Origin of the sequence: Clostridium cibarium (assembly GCF_014836335.1) — a bacterium.
GTDB lineage: Bacteria > Bacillota > Clostridia > Clostridiales > Clostridiaceae > Clostridium > Clostridium cibarium.
In genome coordinates this window covers 59,230-75,710 of the sequence record NZ_JACSRA010000010.1, presented here as the reverse complement: position 1 = coordinate 75,710, position 16,481 = coordinate 59,230, and the positions used below count along the sequence as shown (strand labels likewise).

16 protein-coding genes are annotated in these 16,481 nt (G+C 31.8%); all 16 read right to left on the bottom strand.

Features of this window, described 5'->3' with window-relative positions; all coding sequences use genetic code 11:
- Positions 1–43: 43 nt before the first annotated feature.
- A complete protein-coding gene (locus H9661_RS08130) occupies positions 44–1,738 on the bottom strand; it encodes a sulfate adenylyltransferase subunit 1 (protein ID WP_143316073.1) in 1,695 nt (564 codons plus the stop codon).
- Between the two features lie 16 nt (positions 1,739–1,754).
- Positions 1,755–2,555 (bottom strand): sulfate adenylyltransferase subunit CysD, encoded by an 801-nt coding sequence (gene cysD / locus H9661_RS08125; RefSeq protein WP_143316074.1) that lies wholly within the window; start codon positions 2,553–2,555, stop codon positions 1,755–1,757.
- 12 nt (positions 2,556–2,567) lie between these two features.
- A complete protein-coding gene (locus H9661_RS08120) occupies positions 2,568–2,879 on the bottom strand; it encodes a 4Fe-4S dicluster domain-containing protein (RefSeq protein ID WP_143316075.1) in 312 nt (103 codons plus the stop codon).
- Positions 2,863–4,539, bottom strand: coding sequence for an adenylyl-sulfate reductase subunit alpha (locus tag H9661_RS08115; RefSeq protein ID WP_191768170.1), 1,677 nt, complete (start codon positions 4,537–4,539; stop codon positions 2,863–2,865). Before H9661_RS08115 ends, H9661_RS08120 begins: the two co-directional genes overlap by 17 nt.
- 20 nt (positions 4,540–4,559) lie before the next feature.
- A complete protein-coding gene (locus H9661_RS08110; RefSeq protein ID WP_143316077.1) occupies positions 4,560–5,624 on the bottom strand; it encodes a sulfate/molybdate ABC transporter ATP-binding protein in 1,065 nt (354 codons plus the stop codon).
- Positions 5,625–5,626: 2 nt separating this feature from the next.
- Positions 5,627–6,442: a sulfate ABC transporter permease subunit CysW gene (cysW, locus tag H9661_RS08105; RefSeq protein ID WP_143316078.1), complete on the bottom strand. Its 816-nt coding sequence runs from the start codon at positions 6,440–6,442 to the stop codon at positions 5,627–5,629.
- 6 nt (positions 6,443–6,448) lie between these two features.
- Positions 6,449–7,273, bottom strand: a complete 825-nt coding sequence (gene cysT, locus H9661_RS08100) for a sulfate ABC transporter permease subunit CysT (RefSeq protein WP_143316079.1) — start codon at positions 7,271–7,273, stop codon at positions 6,449–6,451.
- Positions 7,274–7,285: 12 nt separating this feature from the next.
- Positions 7,286–8,320: a sulfate ABC transporter substrate-binding protein gene (locus H9661_RS08095; protein WP_143316080.1), complete on the bottom strand. Its 1,035-nt coding sequence runs from the start codon at positions 8,318–8,320 to the stop codon at positions 7,286–7,288.
- Between the two features lie 234 nt (positions 8,321–8,554).
- Positions 8,555–9,469, bottom strand: coding sequence for a PLP-dependent cysteine synthase family protein (locus H9661_RS08090; RefSeq protein ID WP_143316081.1), 915 nt, complete (start codon positions 9,467–9,469; stop codon positions 8,555–8,557).
- The gene (locus H9661_RS08085; RefSeq protein ID WP_143316082.1) at positions 9,466–10,623 is read right to left on the bottom strand and encodes a trans-sulfuration enzyme family protein; all 1,158 of its coding nucleotides are present in this window, start codon (positions 10,621–10,623) and stop codon (positions 9,466–9,468) included. The genes H9661_RS08090 and H9661_RS08085 overlap by 4 nt, the downstream gene beginning before the upstream one ends.
- Before the next feature lie 118 nt (positions 10,624–10,741).
- The gene (locus tag H9661_RS08080; protein ID WP_185966763.1) at positions 10,742–10,855 is read right to left on the bottom strand and encodes a DUF2292 domain-containing protein; all 114 of its coding nucleotides are present in this window, start codon (positions 10,853–10,855) and stop codon (positions 10,742–10,744) included.
- 358 nt (positions 10,856–11,213) lie between these two features.
- The gene (gene cysK / locus H9661_RS08075) at positions 11,214–12,149 is read right to left on the bottom strand and encodes a cysteine synthase A (protein WP_143316083.1); all 936 of its coding nucleotides are present in this window, start codon (positions 12,147–12,149) and stop codon (positions 11,214–11,216) included.
- Positions 12,150–12,383: 234 nt separating this feature from the next.
- On the bottom strand, positions 12,384–13,700 hold the full coding sequence (locus tag H9661_RS08070; RefSeq protein WP_143316084.1) for an alpha/beta fold hydrolase: 1,317 nt from the start codon (positions 13,698–13,700) through the stop codon (positions 12,384–12,386).
- 190 nt (positions 13,701–13,890) lie between these two features.
- The gene (locus H9661_RS08065; RefSeq protein WP_143316085.1) at positions 13,891–14,517 is read right to left on the bottom strand and encodes a bifunctional 4-hydroxy-2-oxoglutarate aldolase/2-dehydro-3-deoxy-phosphogluconate aldolase; all 627 of its coding nucleotides are present in this window, start codon (positions 14,515–14,517) and stop codon (positions 13,891–13,893) included.
- 10 nt (positions 14,518–14,527) lie between these two features.
- On the bottom strand, positions 14,528–15,478 hold the full coding sequence (locus tag H9661_RS08060; protein ID WP_191768168.1) for a sugar kinase: 951 nt from the start codon (positions 15,476–15,478) through the stop codon (positions 14,528–14,530).
- Positions 15,479–15,652: 174 nt separating this feature from the next.
- Positions 15,653–16,456, bottom strand: coding sequence for a gluconate 5-dehydrogenase (locus H9661_RS08055; protein WP_143316087.1), 804 nt, complete (start codon positions 16,454–16,456; stop codon positions 15,653–15,655).
- Positions 16,457–16,481: the final 25 nt, after the last annotated feature.

Sequence of the window (16,481 nt, the reverse complement as noted above, 5' to 3'; positions counted from 1 at the left end):
AGGCGACTATCCTTTCAGAATATGTCGCCTCTAATTATTTTAATTATCTAAATGCTAAGTTCCTATACTTCTCTATTTCTAGCCATCCACTTAAAAATTTAGACAAATCATCCTTACTATCCATTACTTTGTTATAGCCTTCAACTATTTCCTTAATGTCATTTTTAGATGATATTTTTATTGCAAAGCCTCTTCCATTCACCACCGGATATCCTTCATATTTATAATCCTCAAAATTACCCACTGAATATACTTTACCGGCTCTAACCTTTATTGTTACCTCATCTCTAAACACTAAAATATCCAAATCTGACGGATATTCATAACTATCACCACTTAACGGTAATACATCTCCTATTGTATAGATATTTTTGTTCTTTAATTCCTTCTTTAGAGAGTAATTCTTATCTTCATAATAGTATTCTTCAAAAACATCTCCTCTAGCAGTTATCCCGTTGAACTCAAAACCATTAACTATAACTTCACCTTTAGCTCCTTCATTTTCAGTTATTATACCTCCTCCAGCAACGTCATATCCATCTACTATAACAAATCTACCTGTTGCACTACTATCGCTAAACTTATCAAAAGCTACATTCTCATTAACTTTAACAATTACTTCAGCAACATCATTTAAAACTATTTTGGTATTTCCTTTATTACTATCTAAACTTGATGCATCAATAACTCTAACTATACTTTCTATTTCACCTTCTACTTCTTGAGTAGTTAGCTTGATCTTATATTTTTTACCTGTAACTAAATCCTTTTTCCCCATCCAGAAAATATTAGCTCTAAAACTATTTGAAACCTCTGGTGCTTCTTTTTCAAAAGATATAACCTCTCCTCTTTTATTGAAGAATTCATCAGTTACTGTAATACCAATAGATTCACCAGCATAAGCTGTATCCTTTTTATCCTTTATAGCCCAGTGCTCTATTGTCTTTACTCTAGTCTTCTTACCTTCAGGATAGATAGTTATTTCATCATTAACACTAAGTTTACCACTTTCTATTCTTCCTGCTATAATTCTTCTTTCATCAAATTTATAAACATCTTGAATTGGAAATCTTAAGGTTTTTTCTTCTATTCCTTTTTCCTTTTCTATCAGATCAATTGATTCAATGACCGAGTTTCCTTTATACCAAATCATTTTATCTGAAGATGCTAAAATATTTTCTCCATAGAAAGCTGAAATTGGTATATAGTTTAATGGATAAACATTTAAATCACCTAAAAATACTGACATATCTTTCTTTACATTTTCAAACACTTCTTCAGAATAATCTACCAAATCCATTTTATTTACAATAACATAAACTTTCTTTATTCCAAGTAACGAAAGAATGTATGCATGTCTCTTAGATTGTTCTTGAACACCTTGCTTAGCATCCACTATTAAAAGTGCTGCTTCAGCATCAGCTGCTCCTGATATCATGTTTTTTAAAAATTCCTTATGCCCTGGAGCATCTATAATCACATAATCTCTCTTTTCAGTTGCAAATTGAATTTGAGTTGTATCTATAGTTATACCTTGTTTTTGTTCTTCTTCAAATGCATCTAGAAGATAAGCATATTCAAAAGGTTTTCCCGTTTCTTTTGCTATTCTTTTAACTTTATCTATCGCTCCTTCTGGTAAAGAATGAGTATCATAAAGTAATTTTCCTATTACTGTAGATTTACCATGGTCAACGTGTCCAACTACCACTATATTTAGTGTCTCTCTATTATTTATCATGATTTTGCCCCCTTAATTACATATAGCCATCTTTTCTTAATTTTTGCATCGCATAAGAATCTTCTTGGTCCTGAGCTCTTCCAGCACGTTCTCCAGTTGTAGTTGTTTTTAATTCTTCTATTATTTCATCTAAAGTAGATGCATTAGATTTAATTCTTCCCGTACATGGTGCACACCCCAAACTTCTATAACGTTCGCCATTCTTTGCAAAATATAAATCAATTATTGGAATGTTTTCTCTCTTTATATATTCCCAAATGTCAAGCTCATTCCATTGTAATAAAGGATGTACCCTAATATGATTTCCTTTTGGAAAATCAGTCTTGAATTGATTCCATAGTTCTGGTGGTTGATTTGAATAATCCCACTCATAATCTTTATTTCTTTCACTAAATACCCTTTCCTTAGAACGAGAACCTTCTTCATCACGTCTAACACCAACTATAAGTCCTTCAAATCCATAATCTCTAACCACTTGTTGAAGTCCTTCTGTTTTTAAAGCCTTACAACATTGCAGTCTTCCTTTTTCAGGTCCCATACCTGCTTCGATAGCTTCCTTATTTGTATGAACTATTAAATCTAAGTTTAGCTCTTTCGCAACTCTATCTCTATACTCAATCATTGCTGGAATTTTAAAAGTTGTATCTACATGGATAAAAGGAAATGGACAATGTCCATAAAAAGCCTTTTTAGCAAGCCACAATAATACTGTTGAATCTTTTCCTATCGACCACAACATTCCAAGTTTTCCCAACTTCTTATAAGCCTCTCTTAAAATAAAAATACTTTCTGCCTCAAGTCTGTCTAAATGATCCATTTTATCTCCCCCTTAATATGCATTTGCATTCTTCTTATTAACATCAATTACTATTTCTTCTTTGTCTTTTTTAATAATCCAGTGAGTTATATCTCCTTCTCCCTTAATGGACAACGTACTTCCTAAGCCTCCCATATCTGCACCTAGATAGAATTTTATAGCATCTACTTTGCATTCTTTCACACAAGATGCACATCCCCAACAACTTTTAGGAAATTTAATATAAGCTTTTTTCTTTTCATCACTCTTAATTAAGTTGCCAGGACAAACCTTCTGGCATTTACCACAACCTACACATAAGCCCTTATTAATTGCTATGCTCATAGATTTCACCTCCATCAATTAAATCTCTAAATACTATATTTACTCTCCCATCTTTCATCACAGAGTTAACATATTTTAAATACTTATCATCCTTATTTGGATAATCTAAATTCTCACAAAAACTATGCCATCTAGTTTCCTTTCTAGCTTTTAAATGTTCTATTAGCACTTTGCAAACAACCAATCTTTCCTTCAATTCAAATATATGAAGCAAATCATCCATATCTTTTGCCTTTAGATCTTCTGCAAGTTTTATGATGTTATCTATTTTTATTTTTGCTAATTCCAATTGCTTTTCATTAAATTGATAACTGCTACTTATTCCCCCTGCATATTTGTCCATCACTGTTTGCATACCTTCTTCCAAGTTATCAATTTCATAAAGCCCTTTATCTCCACTTAAATGTTTTTTAACCTTATTAAACACTTCATTTATTTCTTTTTCATCAATAAATGTTAGCTCTACATTATCTATGTAATTTAGTGCAGCTATACCTGCTATCTCCCCTTCAACTAAAGCGCCAGTAACATATTTTTGAGGACATCCTCCAGCAACATCTCCAACAGCATATAATCCTTTAACTGTTGTAGCTCTATTAGTATCTACCCAATATCCACTAGCAGTATGTCCACCTACTACATAAGGCTCTGTACCTTCTATTTCAACATTTGCTATACTTGGACCATTTCCACTTTCAATCCATCCTAAAGTTTGACTTGGAGCCATATTAAGATATGCCTTTAACAAATCTTGTTCCGCTTCTTTACTTATCCCTTCTGTTTTTAAATAACATGGTCCCCTGCCTTCAAGATTTTCCTTTACAGTACCATATACTCTTTCTGATGTAGTATTACCATATACTTTGCCATAATCTTCGCCTTTAGAATTAATCTGAGGGGCCATAACTCCTTGGGCTATAGTTCCAGTTGGTGCAATTGTATCTTTACATCTTAGTGCTATAAATCTCATTTCAAATGTAGTCATTTCTGCACCTGCTCTTATACCCATTGCAAATCCACCACCAGTATTAAATGGACTGTACCACATTTTATGTTGTGAAAAACCTGGATTATTGGGTTTGTATAAACCTGATGCACCACCAGTAGCACATATAACAGATTTAGCCTCAACTACATAAAATACTTCTTCATCAACAGAAATCCCATATACTCCATAAATCTTATTATCTTTTACTAAATAATCTATAACATTTACTTTATTTAATACTTCAACATTTTTAAATTCTGAAACTGCATTTGCAAGTATAGGCTTAATGTTTTCACCATTTATTTTTATATTTCTATTACCCCTTGCCACATATTCACCATTTTCATCCTTTAATATTACTAATCCTAAACCCTCTAATTCCTTAGTAACATAATTAAGTCTTCTTGCCATAGTAATCAATAAATCTTCTCTTACTATGCCTTCTGCATCTCTTTTGGCGTAATTAACATAATCTTCTGGTTTTTGTCCCTTTACAATATATGCATTTAAAGCATTTACACCTGCTGCTAGACATCCACTTCTTTTTATATTTGCTTTTTCTAAAATTAAAACTTTTCTATCTGATTCTTTTGCTATGGTTAGAGCTGCATAGCATCCAGCTGTTCCTCCACCGATAATTAGAATATCAGTTGAAAGCTTTCTAATTTCCATAAAATCACCTATCCTAAAAATTAAATATATATTGGCATTGGATCTACCTTTTTTAAACTATTTTCCGCCATTCTAGACTCTTTATCATTAAATATATAAAGTCTGTGTATTAGAACATATACTTCATCATTAATACTCAAATGTTCTTCTTCTAGCCCTCTATATACAGTAAGCAGTATATCTCCAACTTTCACTTGAACCTTAAGATTATTTCCTCTAAATGAAATTGAATACACTCTCCCTTTCTCAGCTGCTGATGGAACTGGCATCTCTTCCTTACTTATGCCTATTTGTATAAATTCAGGACGTACTATAGCTTTCCCCCCTAAATTATCATCACTAAATCCCTTCAATTTTCTATGCCCTTCTATAACGTTAGATTCTCCAATAAATTGAGTTACAAATGGTGTCTTTGGATTTTTATAAATTTGAATTGGAGTCCCCATTTGTTCAATTACTCCTCTATTAGTTACAATTATTTCATCTGCAACTTCAACAGCCTCATCTTGATCATGAGTAACAAAAATGCTAGTAATTCCAAGCTTGCTTATCATTTCTCTAAGCCATGACCTGAGTTCCTTTCTAACTTTTGCATCTATTGCAGCAAAGGGTTCATCTAATAACAAAAGTTTCGGACTCGGTGCAAGTGCCCTTGCAAATGCTACTCTTTGTCTTTGTCCCCCCGATAATTGATGAGGATAACGCTTTTCCAAACCTTTTAGTCCAATTAAATCTATTAATTCATTTACTCTCTTTTTTATTTCTAATTTACTAGTTTTTTTTACTTCAAGCCCAAAAGCAATATTATCGTAAATAGTCATATGTCTAAATAAAGCGTAATTTTGAAAAACAAAGCCTATTCCTCTTTTTCCTGCTGATATATCATTTACCCTTGTTCCTCCGATTATAATATCTCCTGAATCTGGCGTTTCAAGGCCTGCAATCATTCTTAAAATAGTTGTTTTCCCACTACCACTAGGTCCTAGAAGTCCTATTAATTTCCCCTCTTCTATATTGAAACTAACATTATTTGAGGCTTTAAAATCCCCATAGGTTTTATTAATATTTCTTAATTTAACATACATTTCTATACCTCCCCTTTGCTTTTCCACTCAATAATATTTCTAAAAATTAAAATAATAATTGCCATAATTACTAATATTGAAGCCACTGCAAAGGCCGCAGAAAATTGATATTCGTTATAAAGTATTTCAACATGAAGTGGTAGTGTATCGGTTTTTCCTCTTATATGCCCTGACACAACTGAAACAGCTCCAAATTCACCCATAGCTCTTGCTATACAAAGTACTATTCCATATAAAAGGCCCCATTTTATATTGGGAAGAGTAACTTTTCTAAAAACCGTAAATCCACTTGCTCCCATCATAGCTGCAGCTTCTTCCTCATCCTTTCCTTGAGAGTCCATTAACGGAATGAGCTCACGCGATATTAATGGAAAAGTTACAAAAATAGTAGCTAATACAATGCCTGGAATTGCAAAAATTATTTTTATACCTAAACTTTCAGTTACTCCTGAAAAATATCCCCCTCTTCCGTACGAAAGGGCGAAAACCAACCCTGATATAACTGGAGAAATTGCAAATGGTAAATCTATTAATGTATTTAATAAATTTTTATGTGTAACCTTAAATTTTGTAATAGCCCATGCTGCTGATATTCCAAATATAGTATTTAGCACTGTAGCTATAACTGTTGCAATTAAAGTTAATTTAATTGCTTTTAGAGTATAATCATCCTTTATTGCAGCAACATAAGAATCAAATCCCTTACTTAGTGATTCTGAAATAACTACAATAAGAGGTAACCCAAGCATCAAAGCTAAAAACAATATACTTATTATTATTAGAGTCCATTTTATTAGTTTATTCTCTCTTCCATTCACCCTTAATCACCCCTTTATAAATTTGTTAGTACGAAGTGCTAAAAGATTTATTAAAAAGAGAATTAAAAAAGAAATTATAAGCATCACAAGAGCTATAGAGGTTGCACCTTTATAATCAAATTGCTCAAGTTTACTCATAATGAGAAGTGGTGCTATTTCTGTTCTCATTGGCATATTACCTGAAATAAATACCACACTTCCATACTCACCCATTCCCCTAGCTAAAGCTAATCCAAATCCAGTTAATAATGGAGATAAAATTTCAGGAAATATCACTTTTAAAAATGTTCGTGTTCTTCCAGCCCCTAGCATCATTGCTGCTTCTTCATACTGTACATCAAATTCTTCTAGTACTGGTTGAATAGTTCTTACTACAAATGGGATTCCTATAAATGTAAGTACTACTACAATACCAAAAATCGAAAAAGCAGATTGAATTCCTATAGAATATAACCATTTTCCTATCAACCCATTTTTAGAGTATAAAGTGGTTAGCGCAATCCCCGCAACTGCAGTTGGTAATGCAAATGGTAAATCGATCAATCCATCTAATATTCTCTTAAAAGGAAACTTATATCTAACAAGAACCCAAGCTAGAATTACTCCAAATATACTATTGATTAAGGCTGCTATTAAAGCACAAATTAAACTTACTTTATAACTTGCTACTACTCTTTCATCTGTTACTATCTTAAAAAAATCTCCTATCCCCATCTCAGAACCTTTGAGAATTATCGTACTTAATGGTATTAGCACCATAAGACTTAAATAGGTTAACGTAAATCCCATAGATAACCCAAACCCCGGGATAACTTTTTTTCTTTTTTTCATCATATACCCCCCTTAACTTTTATTACTCCTAGAAACATATATTTCATCGAAAATACCACCATCAGCAAAATGCTTCTTTTGAGCCTCTTGCCATCCCCCAAAAGTATCATCTATGGTTACTAAATTAAGCTCTTTAAACCTATTCTTATATTTATTAGCTATTTTCTTATTACTTGGTCTATAATAATTTTTTGCTGCAATTTCTTGTCCCTCATCACTATAGAGATAATTTATATATGCTTCTGCAACTTCCCTTGTACCTCTTTTATCAACTGTATCATCTACAACTGCTACAGGTGGTTCCGCCAGTATACTTATCGAAGGTACAACTATTTCAAATTCCTCTGGACCAAGTTCATTAATTGCTAAATAAGCTTCATTCTCCCATGCAATTAGTACATCTCCTATTCCATTTTGAACAAAACTTGTTGTAGATTCCCTAGCTCCTGATGCTAAGACCTCAACATTTTTATATAGCTTTGAAACATATTCTTTTGCTGCATCTTCATTTCCGTTACTATTTTTATAAGCATAAGCCCATGCCGCCAAATAGTTCCACCTAGCACCACCTGACGTTTTGGGATTAGGTGTAATTACAGATACACCATCTTTTATTAAGTCATTCCAATCCTTTATTCCTTTTGGATTTCCCTTTCTTACTAAAAAAACAATAGTTGAGGTATATGGCGAACTATTATTTTCATGTTTACTTTGCCAATTCTTATCTATTAAATCTGCTTTACTTATAGCATCAATATCATATGATAAAGCTAAAGTTGCAACATCAGCTTCTAATCCTTGAATCACCGCACGTCCCTGTTTTCCTGACCCTCCATGAGATTGATTTATAGTTACTTCTTGTCCCGTTTTCTCTCCCCAGTAATTTGCAAAACTTTCATTGTAATCTGCATATAATTCTCTAGTTGGGTCATATGATACATTCAATAACTCCACAGAATTCTTATTATTACTTTTATTGGCACACCCTGAAATCACGCCAAATATTACAGCTACCCCTAGAAATATACCTAGTATCCTTCTTTTCATATTTTAGCCCCCGTTTATTCATACTACTCTTATATGTATTATATGTTTATTGTAATTTAGTATATGCTAGTATTTTCAATTTGTCAACACTTTTGATGTTTTCTTTTCAATTTCACAAACATTTCCAAAAATTTTATTGAATTTAATTAAAAACAAAGTTCACATTTAAAACTATTGTGCTTTAAATATGAACCAATTTTTATTAATTAAAGTTTTTAGTTATAGTAATCTAATCTATTCTTCAAATAATCCCTTACTTAAATACCTATCTCCACTATCAGGAAATACTGTAACAATATTCCCTACATCTATTTCTTCAGCTAATTTTACGGCTGCAGCTAAAGCTGCCCCTGAAGATGATCCTACTATTACTCCTTCTTTTCTAGCCAACAATTTAACTTTTTCAAAAGCCTCTTCATCACTTACTTTAATCACCTTATCTACTAAAGATATATCCATAGTTTCTGGTAAAAAATCATTTCCTATTCCTTCTATTTCATAATCTCCATGCACTCCCTCAACCATCGTTGATCCCACTGGGTCAGCTAATACTCCTTTGATATTTGAATCCTTCTCTTTTAAATATCTAACAATTCCAGTGAATGTTCCTCCACTTCCTGCCCCTGCAATAAAATAATTAATTTTCTCACCTAATGAGTCATATATTTCAGCACCTGTTCCTTCGTAATGTGCTAATGGATTATCTTGATTTTCAAATTGTCTTAAACTAATACTATTAGGAATTTCTTTTAATAACCGCTCTGCTTCTTTCACAGCTCCAAGCATTCCCTCTTCTCTAGGAGTATTTATCACTTTTGCTCCTAAAGCTTTAACTATTTTTTGCTTTTCCTCTGAAAACTTTAGTGGTATTACAAAAATTATATTATAGCCTCTATTTATGCCTGCTAAAGCTATCCCTATTCCTGTGTTACCAGCAGTTGCATCAATAATTGTATATCCTTTTTTTAATTCACCTCTCTTTACTGCCCCCTCAATCATGGATATTCCAATTCTATCCTTCACACTTCCTCCAGGATTTAAATATTCTAGTTTAGCAAATAAATTAACACCTTCTTTTACCCCAATATGGTTTAATTTTAATAATGGTGTTTTACCAATAACTTCTTTTATGTCATTTACATAACTCATTTTACCCTACTCTCCTCGAATGCTCTTTTTAAATCATCTAATAAATCTTCGATATTTTCTATTCCTACAGATAGCCTTATTAGCTCGTCTACTATTCCAACTTTTTGTCTAATATCTTTAGGAATTGCACCATGTGTCATAGTGGCTGGATGACATATTAATGATTCAACTCCTCCTAAACTTTCGCCAAAAGAAATAACCTTCAAACTGCTTAAAAATTTCTTATAATCTATATTTTTATTAACGACAAACGAAACTACTCCTCCAAAACCTTTTGCTTGTTTTCTATGAATTTCATATCCCAAATTACCTTTAATTCCTGGATAATACACCTTGGACACATTTTCATTTTCTAATAGAAATTTTGTTATTTTAGCTGCATTTTCATTATGTCTATCCATTCTAACAGCAAGTGTTTTAATTCCTTTACCAAGTAAAAATGAATCAAAAGGCCCAAGTACTCCACCAGTTGAATTTTGAATAAAATGCAACCTTTCTAAAAGCTCTTTATCCTTTACAATAATTAATCCTGCAACCACATCACTATGCCCACCAAGATATTTTGTTGCACTATGAACTACTATATCTGCACCAAATTCAAGTGGTTTTTGCAGATATGGAGTCATAAAGGTATTATCTACAATAGCTAGAGCTCCATATCCCTTAGCAAGTGTACTAATAGCTTTAATATCAGCTATATCCATAAGCGGGTTTGTTGGTGTTTCAATAAATACTCCTTTTATCTTTCCACTTTCCTGTTCTAAAATTTTTTTAACTTCCCTTATATGAGAAACATCAACAATTTCATAATCAATATTAAAATTTTTAAATACTTTATCAATAACCCTAAAAGTTCCACCATAAAGATTGTTAGGTATCAACATCTTATCTCCACTTTTGAAGAGCGATAATACTGCTGTAATTGCTGCCATACCACTTCCAAAGGCAAGTCCTCCAACACCACCCTCCAAATCTCCTACAAGTTTTTCTAAAGCTTCTCTAGTAGGATTACCTGTTCTTGAATATTCATATCCATTATTTTCACCAAATGCACGTTGTTTAAATGTTGACGTTTGATAAATCGGTATATTTACCGCCCCCGTCTTTTCATCTCCATCTATTCCGCCATGAATTAATAATGATTCTATTTTCATAATTTATCTTCTCCTTTTATATTCAATTATCTAACCAAAATATTTTCTAAGAAAAAAGGACATACTTCTCCTTGGAGAAATATGTCCTCTGGTTATCCAGTCAGATATATTATATATTTCATCTTATTCTTATTTTTTCATTTTTATCAATTTGCACTAAAACACCATCTTGTATTATTAATGTTATAGAACCATAATTTATTTCTGAAACTAGCTTTGCTATTTGCTTCATCTTATCATCAGTTAGATTATTTAATTTTTTGTCAACATATTTTATTGATGCCACTTTTCTCCCTCCAGCTTGAAAATTTATTCTATAATAATAAAAAATCTGCCCTGTAACAGTTACAGAGGCAGAAAATAAATCCACGGTTCCACTCTGATTATCATGAAATATAAATTCACGACATCTTTATACGCTATATCAGGCGTACCTGCTTAATCCTACTCAAAATTTCAGTTAAGTGCTCTAGGAGGCATTCTACTAAGTTTCATTTAAAATTTTTCTCAGCTTATTTAAAAATTTCTCTCTGTAAAACTTCACTCAGTGTACTTATTCCTTTCATTGCATTTTATCTAATTTCACTATATTATTTATCTTCAAATAATGCAGTTGATAAATAACGTTCACCTGTATCAGGTAATAGAACAACTACTATCTTTCCTGCATTTTCTGGACGATTTGCAACCTCAGCAGCCGCATATACAGCTGCACCTGAAGAAATACCGACAAGTAACCCTTCTGCCTTAGATAATTCCCTTGAAGCTATAAAAGCATCTTCATTTTGAACTTTAATAATTTCATCATAAATCTTTGTATTTAACGTATCTGGAACAAAGCCTGCACCAATCCCTTGAATTTTATGAGCACCTGCTCTTCCTTCAGATAAAACTGGAGAATCCGCTGGTTCAACTGCTATTATTTTAACATCTGAATTTTGAGATTTTAAATATTCTCCAACTCCTGAAATAGTTCCACCAGTACCAACACCAGCTACAAAAATATCAACCTTACCTTCAGTATCTTCCCAAATTTCTGGACCTGTTGTCTTTCTATGAATTTCTGGATTAGCAGAATTTTTAAATTGTCCCGGTATAAAAGCATTCGGAATTTCACTTGCTAGTTCATCTGCTTTAGCAATAGCACCCTTCATTCCTTTTGCTCCTTCTGTTAAAACTATTTCTGCTCCATATGCTTTTATTAAGCTGCGCCTTTCAACACTCATTGTTTCTGGCATTACTATTATAACTTTATAACCTTTAGCAGACCCTACTGAAGCAATTCCTATTCCAGTATTTCCACTAGTTGGCTCAATAATCACTGATCCTTCTTTTAATAATCCCTTTGCTTCAGCATCCTCAATCATAGCTTTAGCAATTCTATCCTTAACACTACCAGCCGGATTGAAATACTCCAATTTTGCTATCACACTTGATTTTAAATTTTTCTTTTTATTATAATTGCTTAATTCTAATAGTGGTGTTCTACCAATTAATTCTGTTAGACTTTTATAAACTTTCGCCATCTAAATCACTCCTACTTATTTATCTTATTAATCTTATAAGTTTTATACGTTTAATATGTATTTAGTATATTCTAACTCTATTCTATTGTCAACTTTTTTTATCTAAAAATTCATAATATTTTTTTAACAAAAAAAAAACTATCTCAAGAAATATTCTTTCCTATTCTTGAGATAGTTTGTAATTAAAATTATATCTGCAAAGTAAATTTTAATATTTACAGTATGTTTATTTATTTATAAGTATTTTTTTATAGACTGGGTAAACTTTTCCCCTTCCGTTACCCATAAATCATGCCCTGATTTTTCAAACCATATTAGCTCTTTATGAGGAACATTTAATGAATTATAATATTCTTCTACAAATTTTCCTGGAGAATAAACATCATTTTTTCCTTGCAAAAAATAAACTGGAACTTGAAGATTTGTAGAATCACCAAGTAAATCTACATTGTAAATTTTATGATATATATTGCTAGATATATTCTTATTCCCTCTAATGATATTAAATTTATCAATAAGTCCATATTCAGGGCCTGCAATATTAGCAATTAAACTATCTTTATTTGACTCTGGAGCAACATGATAATTTAAATAATCTAAATATATTCCTTCCTTTTCAAAAACATCATCTCCTAAATAAGGAGGAGCTCCTTGTGCTTTTAATTTTCTTAATTCTTTATCATCTGCATTCTTTGCTGCTAATTCTAAAGCTGTATAGTATGAGTAACTATTACTTCTATTAAACGAAACCATTTGTCCAATTCCTACAAAAGCATCGTATAACTCTGGATGTCTCTGAATGAGCTTTATTCCTAAAATTCCGCCCCAAGATTCGCCAACTACATATATTTTATTTTTATTGAATTTTTTGCATAAATATTTAGATATTTCATAGCCATCCGATATATAAGTATCTATTGATATTGAATTCATATCCAAAGCATTATATGATTTTCCTGCCCCAGGCTGTTCCCAATTCACCACTACAAAATCTTCTTCTAATGAAGATAATGTACGTCTTGTGGAAGCTAAACTACTTTCCCCAGGTGTCTCAGATAAAAACAATATAACTGGATTATCCTTATTTTTTCCACGTGCTGTTATCCATTCTACCTTTTCTCCTATATTAACACTTTCTATCGATGAAATGCTTCCTGGAACCTCATCTCCATATTCGTTAAGAACAGGTGGAGTATATGCTTCCTTTTGAGTATATAACACATATCCACTAAATATAGCACCAACACCTACAGTAGCTAGCAACCATTTTGCCAGTCTTCCAAACCATAATTTTTTACCTTGTTTTCTTTTCACTATGTGAAAAATAACCATTACTATTGAACTAATTAAACATACTAACGTTAGCATACTAACTACTAAGATAAGCATAGTAACACTTGTTTCTATAACAACCGTAATCATATTCTTTTCTAGTATAGGCCTTAATAAAATATGATATAACACCGATACTAAAGAAATTAACGCTAGTATTAGCACCACTGCTTTTAAATTCTTCAGCTTGTCTTTTATAATATTTCCATTCTTACTCATAAGTTCCTCTTTCCCACCTAGTTAAACATTATTCTTTTTAATTATACAATATTTTCGTATAAAAGGGTACAAATAATGTTGAAAAAATGTTTTTAATTCCTATTGTCATTTACAACCAAATTAAAAAAGATAGCCTTATCCTAGGACTATCTTTTCTTAGTTACAAATATACACTTTTGTCTATTTACTCTTATAAATTCTTTACTATATCTATAACTTCATTGCAATATTCTTTAACACCTATAGCTCCATTTTTCTTATAAGCTTTATTAAGATCACTACCTATCCCACTGCAATTTGCTCCAAGTCCAATCCATTCACTTATATTATCTTTATTAACACCACCAGTTGGCATTATATCAATATCAGGATATATTGACTTTGCTGCGCCTATAAAACCTTTTCCCACAACATTTCCAGGAAATACTTTTATAAATCTCAATCCCATTTTATAAACCTTATTTAATTCAGAAATTGTCATAACTCCAGGGATTATAAAAGCATTTTTTCTATTTGCATGCTGAATTATTTCTTCATCTGTACAAGGAGAAACAATAAAATCAGCATTATTATCAATACATTCATCTAGTAATTTTTTTGTTAAGACAGTACCTGCTCCAACACATACGTCTTTATAACTTTCCTTTAACTCTTTTATAAGCTTTGGTCCATTTGGAACGCTCATAGTAACTTCTATTATATTAATTCCACCTTCGATTGCTGCTTCACTAATTTCCTTTGCTTCCTCATATGTACTTGTCCTAACTACGGCAACTGCTTTTTTCTCTTTTAAAGTATTACAAATTTTATCAAACATCTTCTACACCTCATCGTTCAATTTTTTTAGCTTGTCCTAAATGCACTAATACATCATCATAGTAAGGTAACCCTTCATTATCACCTTCAACTCCAACTACCAATGATCCTACTGCATTTGCAAATTGCACACATTCATTTAATGGTTTTTTTTCTAACACAGCTGTTAAAAACCCTGCTGCAAATCCATCACCAGCACCAACTGTATCAACTAACGCTCTTGGCTTAATAGCATCTACTTCATATATTCTCTCTCCATCAGAACCTACAGCTCCCTTTGATCCCTTTTTTACTATAACTTTTTCTATTCCATAGTTATGGAAAGTTTTAATTGCGTCATTTATATTTATTCCACCTAATAATAATTCTACCTCTTCATCACCTATCAAAAGAATATCAACATCTGGTAAAAGCTTTTCAATAAAACTTTTCGCTTCTTCTTTTGTCCACATTTTTAACCTTATGTTAGGATCAAATGATACTGTCAAATTATATTTCTTTGCTAGCCTTACTGATTCTAAAATTACATTTTGATTATTCTTATTAATTGAAGGGAAAACCCCTGTAATATGAAGTATTTTTGCATTTTTGAAATATTCTTCATTTAGCTCTTCTGTTTTTAATGTACTAGTTGGTGATTTCTCTCTATAGTAAAATGATCTACTAGATCCATCAGCTAATACTTCCCTAAAATACACTGAAGTTGGATAATCATCAACAAGTTTTACTTCTGACATATCTATACCTTCTGCTCTAACAGCTTTTAATATGTACTTTCCAAAATCATCATTTCCTAGCCTACTAATCCAACCTGATCTTAAGCCCAATCTTGCGCACCCTATTGCTACGTTTAATTCTGCTCCACCTAGCTTTCTTTCAAATGTATTACAAAATATAATTGGTCCTTTTTGTTTTGGACACATGGCAATCATTGCATCTCCTACGGTAATTACATCTAACATTGATATTCCTCCTTAAAAAATATAAATTTCAAATCATCAAGCTTATTATCAAAATCTTAGTATTATTTACATTTTTATAATATAAAAGAATTAGTCTGAACAAAGTCGCTTCTAGTTCTTCTATATTTAAGGTATATTTATTTTAATATTATATTGCTAATTATTATTAATATCTTATTGTGGTTGTTTTCCTATATAAGCTAAAATTCCTCCATCAACATAAAGAATATGTCCATTTACAAAATCTGAAGCATCAGATGCCAAGAAAACAGCAGGACCTGCTAAGTCTTCTGGTGTTCCCCAACGTGCTGCTGGAGTTTTTGCTACTATAAATTGATCAAAAGGATGTTTTGATCCATCTGCTTGTACTTCTCTAAGTGGTGCAGTTTGTGGTGTTGCTATGTATCCAGGTCCGATACCGTTACATTGAATATTATATTCACCATATTCAGATGCTATATTCTTAGTTAACATCTTAAGTCCACCTTTAGCTGCTGCATAAGCTGAAACTGTTTCTCTTCCTAATTCACTCATCATAGAACAAATATTTATTATTTTTCCATGTCCTTTTTTAATCATTCCAGGTATTACTGCTTTAGAAACTATAAATGGAGCATTTAAATCTACATCTATAACCTTTCTAAAATCGTCTGCCTTCATTTCAAGCATTGGAATACGTTTGATTATTCCTGCATTATTTACTAGAATATCGATTATTCCAACTTCCTTTTCTATTTTTGCAACTAATTCAGTTACCTTTTCTTCATCTGTAACATCACAAACATATCCGTGAGCTGTTATTTCTTCTTCTTCATATGCCTTCATACCTTTATCAACTAATTCTTTGTTGATATCATTGAATACAATTGTTGCTCCTGCTTTAGCATAAGACTTTGCAAGTGCAAATCCAATACCATATGATGCACCTGTTACTAGTGCAATTTTACCTTCTAGTGAAAAATTTTTAATTCCATCCATGAAAATTTCCTCCTTAAAAGTGATA